At 35.4% G+C, this 14,040-nt stretch carries 12 protein-coding genes and 1 pseudogene; 8 read left to right on the forward strand and 5 right to left on the reverse strand.

Annotated features, from left to right (window positions below):
* Positions 1-50 precede the first annotated feature (50 nt).
* Positions 51-2,114, forward strand: a complete 2,064-nt coding sequence (locus AB4865_RS12225; RefSeq protein WP_372473588.1) for an outer membrane beta-barrel protein — start codon at positions 51-53, stop codon at positions 2,112-2,114.
* A 74-nt stretch (positions 2,115-2,188) separates the two neighbouring features.
* Here the strand turns inward: AB4865_RS12225 and AB4865_RS12230 are convergent, their stop codons facing one another.
* Together AB4865_RS12230 and proS are read right to left on the reverse strand one after the other, a co-directional pair.
* Positions 2,189-2,995 (reverse strand): M48 family metallopeptidase, encoded by an 807-nt coding sequence (locus tag AB4865_RS12230; RefSeq protein WP_372473590.1) that lies wholly within the window; start codon positions 2,993-2,995, stop codon positions 2,189-2,191.
* A gap of 42 nt (positions 2,996-3,037) precedes the next feature.
* A complete protein-coding gene (gene proS, locus AB4865_RS12235) occupies positions 3,038-4,516 on the reverse strand; it encodes a proline--tRNA ligase (protein ID WP_372473591.1) in 1,479 nt (492 codons plus the stop codon).
* Positions 4,517-4,836: 320 nt separating this feature from the next.
* Between proS and AB4865_RS12240 the strand changes: the two genes are divergently transcribed.
* Both AB4865_RS12240 and AB4865_RS12245 read left to right on the forward strand, forming a co-directional pair.
* Positions 4,837-5,661: a hypothetical protein gene (locus AB4865_RS12240; protein WP_372473592.1), complete on the forward strand. Its 825-nt coding sequence runs from the start codon at positions 4,837-4,839 to the stop codon at positions 5,659-5,661.
* 22 nt (positions 5,662-5,683) lie between these two features.
* The gene (locus AB4865_RS12245; protein WP_372473593.1) at positions 5,684-7,213 is read left to right on the forward strand and encodes an OmpP1/FadL family transporter; all 1,530 of its coding nucleotides are present in this window, start codon (positions 5,684-5,686) and stop codon (positions 7,211-7,213) included.
* A 50-nt stretch (positions 7,214-7,263) separates the two neighbouring features.
* Here the strand turns inward: AB4865_RS12245 and AB4865_RS12250 are convergent, their stop codons facing one another.
* From AB4865_RS12250 to AB4865_RS12260, 3 genes and pseudogenes are all read right to left on the reverse strand, one after another.
* Positions 7,264-7,692 carry a hypothetical protein gene (locus tag AB4865_RS12250; protein ID WP_372473595.1) on the reverse strand — a complete coding sequence of 143 codons (429 nt, stop codon included), beginning with the start codon at positions 7,690-7,692 and terminating at the stop codon, positions 7,264-7,266.
* An 83-nt stretch (positions 7,693-7,775) separates the two neighbouring features.
* Positions 7,776-8,236, reverse strand: a pseudogene (locus AB4865_RS12255) (hypothetical protein).
* Between the two features lie 145 nt (positions 8,237-8,381).
* Complete coding sequence (locus AB4865_RS12260; protein WP_372473597.1) at positions 8,382-9,995, reverse strand: MFS transporter; 1,614 nt, start codon at positions 9,993-9,995, stop codon at positions 8,382-8,384.
* Between the two features lie 313 nt (positions 9,996-10,308).
* On the opposite strand from AB4865_RS12260, the gene AB4865_RS12265 reads away from it, so the two are divergent.
* The 5 genes from AB4865_RS12265 to AB4865_RS12285 all read left to right on the forward strand — a co-directional run bounded on the left by AB4865_RS12265 (position 10,309) and on the right by AB4865_RS12285 (position 14,019).
* Entirely contained in the window at positions 10,309-11,244 is a 936-nt protein-coding gene (locus AB4865_RS12265; protein WP_372473598.1) for a hypothetical protein, read from the forward strand.
* A 48-nt stretch (positions 11,245-11,292) separates the two neighbouring features.
* Positions 11,293-12,258 (forward strand): Gfo/Idh/MocA family protein, encoded by a 966-nt coding sequence (locus AB4865_RS12270; protein WP_372473600.1) that lies wholly within the window; start codon positions 11,293-11,295, stop codon positions 12,256-12,258.
* Positions 12,259-12,262: 4 nt separating this feature from the next.
* Positions 12,263-12,760 (forward strand): DUF6452 family protein, encoded by a 498-nt coding sequence (locus tag AB4865_RS12275; protein ID WP_372473602.1) that lies wholly within the window; start codon positions 12,263-12,265, stop codon positions 12,758-12,760.
* Positions 12,726-13,427, forward strand: a complete 702-nt coding sequence (locus tag AB4865_RS12280; protein ID WP_372473604.1) for a DUF6048 family protein — start codon at positions 12,726-12,728, stop codon at positions 13,425-13,427. Before AB4865_RS12275 ends, AB4865_RS12280 begins: the two co-directional genes overlap by 35 nt.
* 148 nt (positions 13,428-13,575) lie before the next feature.
* Entirely contained in the window at positions 13,576-14,019 is a 444-nt protein-coding gene (locus AB4865_RS12285; protein WP_372474917.1) for an RNA polymerase sigma factor, read from the forward strand.
* Positions 14,020-14,040 lie beyond the last annotated feature (21 nt).

The following is a 14,040-nucleotide window of genomic DNA, read 5'->3' on the forward strand; positions in this document are numbered from 1 at the left end:
GTGTAACAAATCCAACAACTCCTCTACTAATAGGTAAATCAAAATAAAGCATGAAAAACAAATTTCTTTTAACGTATACGCTGTTGGGACTTGGTTTTTACGCAACAGCTCAGAACGATAGCATTCCTGCGGTTTCTAAACAAACATCAGATTTACTAACTACAAACGAAGAAGACACGAAAGACACTGCGGAAGAACTCAACACTATCATTATCGACTTTCAGAGGTCTATAAAACTTACACAAAAAGCGAGTAAATACGAAGTGGATTTGCAAGGTACGAATTTCAAAGATTTTCCTACCACTTGGGACGGACTGAAAAACATTCCGCTATTGCATGTGCAAGACAACGAAGCCTTGAAAATCAACCACAAATCGGCTATCGTGGAAATCAATGGTATTCGTACAGAAATGAGCAGTTCGGAATTGGAAACTTTCCTAAAAAACATGGATCCTGCCGACTTGAAAAAGGTAGAAATGACCACCAACCCTGGGGCAATGTACGATTCTAGCGTACAGGCGGTAATCAACATAGTATTAAAACAACCTACTCAACAATACAAATTATCGGCTTATTCTTCTCAATGGGTAGCTACAAAACCGTCCTTGAGTTCGGGTGGTACTTTTTCGCAAAACATCAACAAATGGTTTGTATATACGGGCTATAATTTCAACTACGGAAATACACATCTACACTCAAATACAGATATTTTCACAACGATCAACGATTGGCAACGCTTTAAAACTCATACTCAAATAGAAAATCGAGACCACGATGCAAATTTGCGTGTGTCGTTTCAAGAGAACGAAAAAAACGACTTTCATTTTACAGGAAATGTATCTTTTGACAACAATACCAGCCAAGGTAAAATGACCGCAGATTTTGGCGATAGAAAAACTATCAGTCAATCAAATGGTTTGTCGTATCAATTTTCTCAAATCTGGAAATCAAAATTTTCGGATAAATTGTCTATGAAAATGGGTAGTTACCAAGTTTTCAGTAATTCTAAAGACAATCTTAATGTACTGGAAGGGGTAAATCAACAGCAAAAAACAGAAAATTTCACACCTATTCTCATTGGTTTTGCCGATTTTACCAATCAAAACAAATGGGGACAAACAGATTTTGGCTCGCGTTTTCATAGCATCAAACAAAGCAATGAAAATCGATTGTTTACAGCTAACAACTCGATAGATTCGCCTTTTTATTACAATGAAAAAGTATTGTCTTTCTATGCCAATCATTCGGTAGAATTGGCAGAAAACAAAACACTTTCATTGGGTATTCGCAGCGAAAGTACTTTTGCGGATTATAGCTTCAAAAACAGTGCGTTGAATCAAGAGTTTTCCGATACAAAAAACTACACCAATTTGTTGTATAACATTGGGTATTATTGGAACAATGAAAAATCGTATCATTCATTGGCATTTCGTAAAACGATTTCAAGACCTAATTACAGTTATATCAATCCATTTCAAAGTATTAGCGAAGACATTATTTATACCGCTGGAGATAAAGACATTAAGCCTTCTCTCAATTATGAGTTGTCTTATGAATTGATGTACAACAAATTTACATTTTCGCTCGCAAGTGTTTACAACAATAATTTTATTTCAAGATTTTTTGAAGAAGACAACGGAAATATTGTAACAACTTACAAAAATTTCAAACACATCAATTACACCTATCTCAACACAGAGTACAACGAACGTTTTTTCAACAGAAAATGGAATTTCAGACCGGGAATTTTCTTGGCTCACATCAATGTATGGGACAAATCGTACGATATAAAACCATCTTCGCCGATGATATTTTTCAATATTCACAACAATATCAACTTGGGGAAAGATTTTACGGCGTATGTATTTTTCCAATACACTCCTACATTCAAAGACGGATTGTTGAAGCATCACAGCAAATACAATTCATCTATTAATCTGATGAAAAAACACAAAAATTTCCAATTTACAATATATGCAAAGGACATTTTCAAAGGGAATCGTGTAAAAACGAATACTTTGGTTGATAATTATTTTTATGGTTTCAAGCTCATATTACGACAACAGAAATGTAGGTTTCCAAGTTCGCTATACATTTGTTGGAAAATCGTTTAAAGACAAACGCCAAGAAACGATTAATGATGATGCGATAAATAGACTATAAAAAAAGAGGCATTAGCCTCTTTTTTTTATTTCAAATTCACTCCAAATTGTTTTGCCTCAGATTTTGCTTTTGGCAATAATTTTTGAATTTCTCTAATACGAGTCGAATGACTTGGGTGAGTACTCAAAAACTCAAAAGTTTTAGCTCCACCTGTTTGAGACATTCTTTCCCAAAATGGAACCGCTGTATCTGGATTGTAGCCAGCAATTGCCATTAAAATCAATCCTAAATGGTCGGCTTCTAATTCGTGATTTCTACCATACGCCAATGATCCCAATCCAGAACCTACACCATATGCCATTTGTGTAGCTCTTTGAACCACCTCTTTTGAATTGGCAGTTACTGCTCCTAAGATTTGTGCTCCAAACAACTGTACTTTTGCAGCATCGATTCTACTACGAGAGTGAGCCAATAAGGCGTGAGCTACTTCGTGTCCCATTACTGTAGCCAAACCAGATTCGTTTTTAGTTACAGGTAAAATCCCCGTGAAAACCGCAATCTTTCCACCTGGCATACACCAAGCGTTTACGGCTTTGTCTTCCACCAATGTATATTGCCACTGATAGTCTTTGATGTTTACTCCCATACCTTTAGAGTTCATCCATTTTACCGCAGCATTTTTGATGTTGTTTCCTACTTTTTCAACCAACTGAGCATCAGCAGTACCTTTTACTACCTTGCTTGAACCTAAAAATTCGTTGTATTGTTGAAATGATACAGGCAACAACTCTGTCTCACTTGATAAGGCTAACTGTCTTTTTCCCGTCAATGGGTTTACTGCACACGACATTACAAATGCCAATGCACTACATGCAAATAGTAATTTATTCATTGTATTTCATAAATTTAGTTGCTTCGCAATCTCTCAATCTGATTAATACGCTTTCGCAAAAAGCACTCTACCTTTTGATGGTTTTCCTGTAAAAACACAAACGCCATCTTCCTCTTTTCTATCCATAGGGATGCAACGAATGGTGGCTTTGGTCAATTCTTGGATTTTTTCTTCGGTTTCTGGCGTTCCGTCCCAGTGTGCTGAAAGGAATCCGCCTTTGGTTTCCAAAACTTCTTTAAATTCTTCAAACGAATTTACTTCTGTGATATGTTCGTTTCTGAAATCCAACGCTTTTTTGTACAAATTGTTTTGAATTTCTTCTAACAAATTTTCTACTGTAGTAGCCAATCCTTCTTGAGTAACCACTTCTTTCGTTTGGTTGTCGCGTCTTGCCAATTCTACCGTTTTGTTTTGCATATCTCTTGCTCCGACAGCAATACGCACTGGCACACCTTTCAACTCCCACTCAGCAAATTTAAAACCTGGTCTTTGGGTATCTCTGTCGTCAAATTTTACAGAAATTCCTTTTGCTTTGAATTCTTTAATCAATTCGTCGGCAAAATTTCCAATTTCTTTCAATTCTTCCTCCGATTTATAAATAGGTACAATCACCACCTGAATTGGAGCCAACTTTGGAGGCAATACCAATCCTTGATCGTCTGAATGTGTCATAATCAACGCTCCCATCAATCGAGTAGAAACTCCCCACGAAGTAGCCCAAACGAATTCTTGTTTTCCTTCGTTGTTTACGAATTTCACATCAAATGCTTTGGCAAAATTTTGCCCCAAGAAATGCGAAGTTCCAGCTTGTAATGCCTTTCCGTCTTGCATCAACGCCTCGATAGTATAGGTATCATCGGCACCAGCAAATCGCTCAGATTCAGATTTGTACCCTTTAACAACAGGAATTGCCATAATATTTTTCACTACCTCTTCGTAAACTTCTTGCATTTGTTTTGCCTCTGCAATTGCTTCTTCTTTGGTAGCATGAGCCGTATGACCTTCTTGCCACAAAAACTCTGCCGTTCTCAAAAACAAACGCGTACGCATTTCCCAACGCACCACATTTGCCCATTGATTAATCAAAATAGGCAAATCTCTGTACGATTGAATCCAGTTTTTGTATGTACTCCAAATAATAGCCTCAGAAGTAGGACGCACCACCAATTCTTCTTCCAATTTTGCCTCTGGATCGACCATCAATTTCCCAGGTTGATTTGGGTCGTTTTTCAAACGATAATGGGTAACAACAGCACATTCTTTTGCAAATCCTTCAGCGTTTTTTTCCTCAGCTTCAAATAAACTTTTGGGAACAAACAATGGGAAATAGGCATTGCTATGACCTGTTTCTTTAAATCTTTTGTCCAATTCTGCTTGCAATTTTTCCCAGATTGCATATCCGTACGGCTTGATTACCATACATCCTCTCACTCCTGAGTTTTCCGCCAAATCTGCTTTTACCACCAATTCATTATACCATTTGGAATAATCTTCGGCTCTCTTTGTGATATTTTTACTCATTTTATATATATTTTTGGTATAAATTTTGTTTTCTTCTATCAAAAGATAGCGTTCTTATTTTAATTTTATTTTTAACTGTATTGAAAAAACTGATTTTGTTTTATTTTAAGAGGTCATCTTGCTTTATTTCTCACGCTAATTTCAGTGATTTACACAGATTTTTCTAATCTAAAATGAGTGAACTAAAATTAAAAGTTGAAATAACTTCAATAAATGAAATTTACAAAAATTATTAAATTTCATACAATTTTGAAAAATCAAGATAATTTCGCTACAAAAATACTTAATTTTGTCGTGCTTACAATAAAAAATAGGAAATTATGAAAACAAAAGGCTTACATTCGATAAAAAAACTTATGTTTTTGGGAGTGATTTCCACTGGATTAGTCCTTACATCTTGTAGTTCTACTCAGCAATACGTAGATACGGATGGAGTGTATAACAGTGAAAGACAACTTCCTCAACAAACACATTTCAACAAAGATTATTATTCAAAATATTTTGAAGAAAAAAATATTGATGCAGAACACTTTACCAACATTGATGACTATTCGTCATATCAAGGTGGAGCCGCTCCGTGGGGAGAAGATGTTTCGCAAACAGTGATTTTAAACCACGCTCCTTTTTACAACCATATGGCTTTTTTCCCTCATTGGCATTACAATTGGGGATGGCACAACTCATTTTGGAGTTGGAATTACGGTTGGGGTAGTTGGCATTATCCGTATTTGGGATACAACTACGGTTGGACAGGTTGGTACTATCCTACCTATGGATACTATCACAACAACAATGTTTCGTATGCTACGACAAGAAGATCGGCTACGACGCGTACGATTACGCCTGCCAATCGCTCGACAATCAGCAGAAATCCTCACCGTACGATTAGCAACTCTACACTCGCCAATACACGAAACATCTCTACTGCTCGTATGACTACTCGTGTTTCGGATTATTCTACAAGTCGTCAGAGTACTCGTAGTAACGACAATGTGAGAAGAACCAACGATTCTCGCAACTACAATACTACGCGTACATCAACCAACAGTGGCTCGAGAATCAGTAGCAGAAGTTCTACCTCATCAAGAAGTTTTGGTGGAAGTATGGGCGGAGGACGCTCTATGGGTTCAAGTGGAAGAAGATAATCAATCTAAAAGATAACATACAATGAAAAAAATAATAATTCCTTTATCTCTTTTAATGGGTACACCTATGATGGCACAAGAGATATTACCAGAAACTTATGTTCAGCTTTCTGGAGAACAACTCAATGGTTCGGCTAGATTTCAAGCCTTAGGAGGTTCTATGGGATCGTTGGGTGCAGACCTTTCGGCTATGTCGATAAATCCAGCAGGTGGTGCAATGTTTAACTATAACCACTTTTCAATTTCAGGAAATTTGACGAGTTCAAATGCCGAAAATACTCTAAATGGTAATATGACAAAAGACGGTAAAACGAGCTTTAATATGCCAAATGTAGGTTTTGTAAATGTAATTGATAACAACAAATCAAACGGAATTACCAAAACTACTTGGGGGTTGTCGTATCAAAACATTCAAAATTATAACACGCGTACTTATGCAAAAGGTCTAAACAGCGAATCGGGTATCGAATATTTCTTAGACCAAGCAAACAACGGATTCAACGGTGGCGCAATACCTCATGATAATGTAAACCTACGACCAGGAGAAACTCTTGATTATTTGTATGATTTTTTCAATAGTCAACCTAATGGTTTTGCATCACAACAAGCCCTTTTAGGATATCAAGGGTATTTAATCAACAAGGTAAATGGTGGTGGCTACTCATCTAATTTACAACCAGGAAGTAGCTTGGAACAAACCAATAAAGTGACAACGAAAGGATACCATGGTAAAGTTTCGTTTAACTTGGCAACTGAAATCAACAAAAAATTCTATTTAGGAGCCAATTTGAACTTACACAGTTTCAAAAACGAGCGAATGAGTAGCTTTTTAGAAAGAAATCTTTCGTCTGTAACCTCTGGAGTAAAGGCATTTGAGTTCAATAACTACATGCATACCTACGGAACAGGAGTGTCTTTGCAAGCAGGTGCTATTGCTAAAGTCACAAAAGAATTGAGAGTGGGTGTATCGTATCAGTCACCAATTTGGAAAGAAATGACAGATGAGTTTCAACAAAACTTGGGTGCAAGATACTTTGAATCTGGTGTAGAAAAAGGCGTAGAAGTTGATCCGAATATCTTGACGGTTTATGAGCCGTATAGATTCCGTACCCCAAGCTCTTGGACAGCAAGTGCATCGTACATTTTCGGAAAAGTAGGATTGCTTTCGGTAGATTATCAAATGAAAGATTACAGCAAAATGAAATTTGCTGAAAATAGCGGAGTTTTTGGAGCGTTGAACAATTATTTCAAACAAGAAATGACTACTTCGCACGATTTGAGAATAGGTGGAGAAGTTCGTTTGGATCAATGGAGTTTGCGTGCAGGTTATCGAAACATAACCAGTCCATACAAAACCGTACAGTTTATCGGAGACATGACATCGTACAGCGGTGGTATTGGATACAGCTACGGTAGATCTCGTATGGATTTGAGCTACACAATGACGCAACAAGAGTACAAACAAAGTCCGCTTTCGTCAGGTATGAAAACTTTGGAAAACATCAAGTTTAAAAATAATTTCATCAATTTGACTTATTCAGCGAGTTTTTAATAAATATAAAAAAGAGTTGCCTTGCAACTCTTTTTTATTTAAATTCAAATCTACTCAATTCTTTGCATTATAATAATTTCTCCATCAGAAACTGCCTCTTTGGTAAACACCAAACTCGAGCCATTGATTGAAAATTCATAAGTAACTCCTACAGATGGAAAGTGTACCTTGTTATGACCAACAATTTTATAAGGATAACTTCCATTTTCTTGAAACGGAAATTTTTCTGGAATATTTACTGCATCAAGTGCAGGAAACAACAGAGTCTCGTTAGGTAAGAATACAAATTGAAACGATTCCATTTCCCAAATATGAGGTTGTACCCATCCATTTTCCATAAAACCTGTAATTCGCCATGTTCCTAATAATCGATCTTCATTAATTTCCTCTATACGATCAGAGATTACATAATCATCTTCCTCTGTTGTACACGCATTCAAACTCAATAATGCAACTGTAAGTAATGCTATTTTTTTCATATCTATTTTTAATTTTAACTCATCGAAAATGTATTCAAAAGAAATATTTTTTCAAATATACTCAAATTAACCCATTGTGCATTTTAAATTATACTTGCTTTAATTTTATTTATTTCCTTTTTTAATACAAATTTGTTAATGTATTGAATTAAGGTTAAAGCAGTTATTTTACTGATAATTCGTGTTTTAAAACTGATGAGTGATTTTGCATAATTCCTTTTAATCATAAATTGATCACAAAGTTGAAAAAATAGAGTTTCGATTCTTTTCCTCTTTTTCTTGAATAAGTAAAGTTTTTCCCTAATCTGATTTATATAATAAAAAAGATTTCGTTTTCTTTTGTTATAAACACTTCTTTCTATTTTGTTTTTCAAAGAATTAGGTATTTTTCTAAAGAGTTGTAATTCACTATCAATACTTAAATATTCTGCTGTTAAATTTAAACTCACCAATTCTAAATCACTCATTTTGGCTTTCTCCTTTGATAAGGTAAAAGTTGATGAGAAAAAAAATCTTCTAAAACTTTTAAAATTCTTTCGTATATTTAACTTCGTTGAATCTTCGATTTGTCCTAAGTTGTTCATTTTTTATTTTTTCAGCGAACTAAATATACTGAATTTCAGTTAAATGAACAACTTTTTTTTATTTTATTTCATAATGCACAATGAGTTCAAATTATTTAGCTTACATTATTTTTCAACCAACACTTTTTTGGGTTTAACAATCAATCCATAAACAATCAAATACACAAAACATAACAAAGAAACAATATACGAATTATGAATTCCGATAATATCTGCTAATTTTCCTTGTAAGGGTGGGATAATTCCTCCACCTAAAATCATCAAAATCAAGAAAGCCGAACCTTGAGTGGTATATTTTCCGATGCCCATCAATGCTAAATTGAATATCGCCGACCAAATCACACTACACGCCAATCCTGCACTTAAAAAGGCATAAATTGCTGTGGTACCTGTTGTATTTAATCCTACAAACAATGCCAATGCACCAAACACTCCACTTCCAATCAGCGTTTTGGTTGCCTGGTTTTTTGTAAAAATAATCAATGCGATTTGCAGCAACACACATACTACATACGGAAACATACTTTCTACTTCGTACCCCGCTTGATGGTTGGCAAACAACAACACACCAAAAGCCAACAATGGCAAAGTAACCAAAGCGATAAGTTCTTTTTGTCGTTCCAAAGAAAAAGCATACACCGCACCTGCCCAACGACCGACCATCATACTTCCCCAATACATCGAAATAATCATTGCTATTTCGGTTTGAGGAATATTTCCAAAAGCTTCGGTTTGCAACAGTTCTCCTAAATTACTTCCAACTGCTACCTCTACCCCTACATACATAAAAATCGCCAACATACCCAAACTCAACTGTGGATATTGCATGGCTCCCCAACCTTTTGGAGATTTTTTAGATTGAACTGCTGCATACAAAATCGAAACAACCACTACAACCAAAGCTGCAATCAAAGCATACATTCTAAACATTTCAATAGACTCGAGCGACATATTTTGCAAAAACGACGGCAATTCTTTTTTATAGGTCAAAAACACAGAAACCATTGCCAAAACCAGTAAAACTGTCATAGTAAACAACAATCCCAAGGCTTTGTTTGAACGTTCGATAGGTTCGTCTTTTTGAATATTCGGCAATTTTTTTGAAAAGTAAAAAATCGCAGCAGCGACTGCAAACAACAAAGCAACTATGGCATACAAAACGGTAATCGTCTGTAATGAAAGCGATTGTATTTGCTCGGCAGAAATAGATTTAGGCGAACCAAACAAAAAATAAGCAACAATTAGTGGACCTAAGGTGGTTCCCAACGAATTGACACCACCTCCGAGATTTACACGACTTGCTCCTGTTTTTTCATCTCCCAAAGAAATCGCAAAGGGATTGGCAGCGGTCTGTTGCAACGAAAATCCCAATCCTACTACAAACAAACCTGTGAGCATTCCAAAATACGAATCCGAATTGATTCCCAACAAAATGAGCAAAGCACCAACTACCGACACCAGCAATCCTCTGATGATAGATTTTTTGTAGCCCCATTTCATCACAAAATCTTTCTGAGAAAAAGTACTGGCTGCAAAAAGACCTAAACTTCCGATGAAATATGCGGTGTAAAATGCAAAATCAATCAACTGAGATTGAAATTGATCCAAGTGAAAATATTCCTTGCAAAACGGAATCAAGACATTATTTCCTGAGGCAATAAATCCCCAAAAGAAAAATACGACTATCAAAGTGTAGAGAGCTGGATAATTTGTTTTCATCTTTTTTATGTAAATTTGTCAAATGTATAAAATTTGGCATTAGTAAATTTATTGTAATTTATTTTTTTTAACGTTTCACGCAGATTTGAATAGATTTTCTTCTTCAATTTGATCAGATTTCCACAGATGTTTTTTTGATAAATTAAAAAAAACGAATATCTGCGATAATCTGCTTTAAACCGTAGGTTTAATCGGTTTTAAATGTTTTTAAAGCATTTCAGAAAAATGTCTGTAAAAATTTGCGAAATCTGAGAAAAAAAAACTAATTAAAATTACAAAAAATAATAAATTGCCTAAAAATCTTATCAATTTCATGAAAAACACTAAACAAATATTTCCACTATTGGGACTTTCATTAGCTCTCTTTGCATGTGATGCTGGCGATTTGACATTCGACAAACTAAACTTTGACAATGTTACCATCAAAAACTGCGAAACCATTTATTACAAAATGTCGAAAAACGAATTGTTGCTCGTAAACCTCAACAACGGTTTGGGACAAATCGCCTTGGATACCCTTACTCCTATTGGCGAAACTCGCAGTATCCCAGTAAGCAACACCAACAATATCGTATATCGTACTTATTCCGACAATATTAGTGACCAAGTGATTTGCAATCTCATCCCACCAGCACAACCTGTAGTGATCTCAGAATATGTATCGGCTTTGGGTGGAAAAATAAATTATACACCTGTAGTAGAAACTGGTTTTGTAAACAACAGAGCGACTATCAATTACTTATTTCAGGTTACTTTTCAAAACATTATGCTAACCAACGGTAGTAACAACATCAAATACGAATCTTACAATTTTGGAACGATTTTGTATAAATCCAATGCATTGAATTTTGTATTTACACAACCTGTGAGTTATTGCGATAACGAGGTAAGGTTTTTAAACAATTTAAGTCAAGCATCCAACGGAATTGTATCCAATGAATTGATTTTCAAAAAAAGTAACATTTTATCAGAAACAACACAGGCTGGAGAAAAATCATTCCCATTGAGCAACGACAATTATTTGGAATATCTTTTATACAACGGCAATTTGACCGACCAAGAGCCTTGTGAAATCAAAGGAAATACCGTTAGAGAATTGTGGAAAGCTACGGAAGGAAGTTTGATTGTAACCACAGTTGTAAGCCCTATCAATGGAGCGGTACAGCGAACTTTTACACTGAAAAATGTGATATTCAAAAAAGACAATCATCAATTTTTTATCGAAAATTTAGATATAAAAACGGAATAAAGCAAAAAAAAATCTAAAACCATTATCTTTGCCCAAACAAAATTTACTATGTTAAAAATTGGCGTTTTAGGTGCTGGACACCTCGGAAAAATACACATAAGATTGTTGATGCAATCTGAAAAATACGAATTTGTTGGTTTTTACGACCCTATCAAAGAAAATGCCGAAAAAGTAGCAAGCGAACTCAACTGTCGTTCGTTTGAAAGTATCGATGCCTTGATACAAGAGGTTGATGTAGTGGACATTGTTACCCCTACCCTATCTCACTACGACTGTGCGGTACAAGCTATCAAAGCAAAAAAACACATTTTCTTGGAAAAACCCATTGCCAACACTCTCGAAGAGGCAAATCACATCATCGAATTGGCAAAAGAATACGGCGTAAAAGGCCAGGTGGGACATATCGAAAGATTTAACCCTGCGTTTAAAGCCGTAAAAGACAAAATCAATCAACCAATGTTTATCGAAACACACCGTTTGGCAGAATTCAATCCGCGTGGGACAGATGTACCCGTGGTGCTGGATTTGATGATTCACGATATTGATGCGATTTTGAGCGTAGTAAAATCTCCGATTGTCAATGTTCACTCGAACGGAACTTCAGTTATCAGCGATTCGCCAGACATTGCCAATGTACGCTTGGAGTTTGAAAATGGTTGTGTAGCCAATATCACTTCGAGCCGTATTTCTTTGAAAAATATGAGAAAATCTCGTTTTTTCCAAAAAGACGCTTATATTTCTGTAGATTATCTCGAAAAAACATGCGAAGTAGTAAAAATGAAAGAAGCACCTGAAACACCAGGTGATTTTGATTTGATTTTACAAAATGCCGAAGGAGTACGCAAACAAATTTATTTCGACAACCCAACGGTTCCTGCAAATAACGCCCTTTTGGATGAATTGGAGTCTTTTGCAGATGCTATTTACAACGACACCACACCCGTTGTTACCCTTCAAGATGGCACCAATGCTCTAAAAGTAGCGTATCAAATCATTGATTGTTTTAAAAAGTAAAAAAATGTCTCAATTTTTAAAAATATTAATTACATTTTTATCACTATTCACAATATTCAGCTGTGAAAAAAACGATTTATGCGACGGAGAAAGTCAAACCCCAAGGTTTCGAATAGAATTGCACGATTTATTTGCTCCTGAAAATAAAAAAGCTGCAAAAATCATTCGAATGTATTTTGCAGATACCGAGCAATACATCGAATATAAAAACACGCCTACCTTGTACATTCCGCTTTCGCCTGTGCAAAATTCTGCCGAATGGACGCTAAAATTGTATGATGTAACTTCTTCAAATGAAGAAATACTTTTAGGTGAAGAACAATTTCTTTTTACCTATACACCCAAAAACATCTATATAAGCAAAGCCTGTGGTTTTCGTACACAATTCGAGGCGTTTTCATACCAAAGAAAACAGAACAACACCCAATGGATTAGAGGATTAGACCTTACCACAAACACGATAAGTAATGAAACAGACACACATTTTATACTCTATTATTAGTCTATTGATTGGAGCTTCGACGGTTGCACAAACTACCGAAACCACAGCTGTAAAAACTGTAGGAAAGGTAAAACCTCTTCGCATAGGGATAGATGCTTTTTCACTCAGCAGAAATGTATGGGATAAAAACTATAAGGGTATCGATGTTTCGGCGGATTATCTGTATAAAAAAGACCATTATGCCGTAGTAGAAGCTGGTTTTGTGGACAAATATACTCGCGAAGACCGTATGGATTTTTCAACAATGGGAAGCTACCTCAGATTGGGAATCGACAAAAACCTTCACCAAAATTGGCAAGGCATAAGCAATATGATTTTTGTAGGCGGACGATATGGTTTCAGTCTGTTTAAGCAAAAACTCATCAGTTATGACCTAACCACCATAGGAGGCATTTTTGAAGAAGAAAAAGTAATAGTCAATCGTACATACAATGATTTGCAAGCTCATTGGTTGGAATTGGTATTGGGAACCAAAGTCGAAGTACTTTCTGGCTTGTATTTAGGATTTAATTTCCGTACACATTTATTACTGTACAACAGCAAATTGGAGCAATTTGAAAACCTCTATATGCCAGGATATGGAAAAAAATACAGCGGAAGCGTCGGTGCGAGTTTCAACTATACGATTTCATACAGTTTGCCAATGAAAAAGAAAATAAAGTTTTAATTCCTTACAAAATACGATTGCTAATGTAATAATCCGTGTTTTTGCAGTCTTATAAAAAACATAGAATAAAAACACCCTGAAACTAAAACTACAATCAACATCTGTTAATTATAAGAAATGTCATACATTATCTAATGAGGAATTGGTAGTGTTGTTTATAGAAACAAAAGACACCAATCTCTTTTCGTATATATACGATCGATACGCAAAATTTGTATACAACAAATACATACAAACTGTCAGATGCAAAGAAAACTCAAAAGATATAACGCATGATATATTTATCAAAATATACATCAATATCTCAAAGTTTAGGTTTGAATCAAAAATATCCACATGGATTTATTCTGTAACCTACAACGCTTGTATGGATTTCTTGCGAGGTCAACAAGAAAATGTTGTAAATATAGATAACGAAGCCATTGAGGAAGAATTAGACCCAGGCGAACAAGAAAAACTCGAAAGAGAAATTTTCGCCTTGATCTATCAACGTTTGTTAGAAGTTTTAGAACTTTTGACCGTAACCGAAAAAAACATTCACTTAATGAAATATCAAGAAGACCTTTCGATAAAAAAAATTCTACCATATTAGAAATCAATGAAAGTGCTGTAA

The organism is Capnocytophaga sp. ARDL2, from assembly GCF_041530365.1.
GTDB lineage: Bacteria > Bacteroidota > Bacteroidia > Flavobacteriales > Flavobacteriaceae > Flavobacterium.

Bases quoted from the DNA above. Each gene is read 5' to 3' on its own strand.
- AB4865_RS12225 (WP_372473588.1), top strand. From the start codon at position 51: ATGAAAAACAAATTTCTTTTAACGTATACGCTGTTGGGACTTGGTTTT.
- AB4865_RS12230 (WP_372473590.1), bottom strand. From the start codon at position 2,995: ATGAATAAATTACTATTTGCATGTAGTGCATTGGCATTTGTAATGTCG.
- proS (WP_372473591.1), bottom strand. From the start codon at position 4,516: ATGAGTAAAAATATCACAAAGAGAGCCGAAGATTATTCCAAATGGTAT.
- AB4865_RS12240 (WP_372473592.1), top strand. From the start codon at position 4,837: ATGAAAACAAAAGGCTTACATTCGATAAAAAAACTTATGTTTTTGGGA.
- AB4865_RS12245 (WP_372473593.1), top strand. From the start codon at position 5,684: ATGAAAAAAATAATAATTCCTTTATCTCTTTTAATGGGTACACCTATG.
- AB4865_RS12250 (WP_372473595.1), bottom strand. From the start codon at position 7,692: ATGAAAAAAATAGCATTACTTACAGTTGCATTATTGAGTTTGAATGCG.
- AB4865_RS12260 (WP_372473597.1), bottom strand. From the start codon at position 9,995: ATGAAAACAAATTATCCAGCTCTCTACACTTTGATAGTCGTATTTTTC.
- AB4865_RS12265 (WP_372473598.1), top strand. From the start codon at position 10,309: ATGAAAAACACTAAACAAATATTTCCACTATTGGGACTTTCATTAGCT.
- AB4865_RS12270 (WP_372473600.1), top strand. From the start codon at position 11,293: ATGTTAAAAATTGGCGTTTTAGGTGCTGGACACCTCGGAAAAATACAC.
- AB4865_RS12275 (WP_372473602.1), top strand. From the start codon at position 12,263: ATGTCTCAATTTTTAAAAATATTAATTACATTTTTATCACTATTCACA.
- AB4865_RS12280 (WP_372473604.1), top strand. From the start codon at position 12,726: ATGAAACAGACACACATTTTATACTCTATTATTAGTCTATTGATTGGA.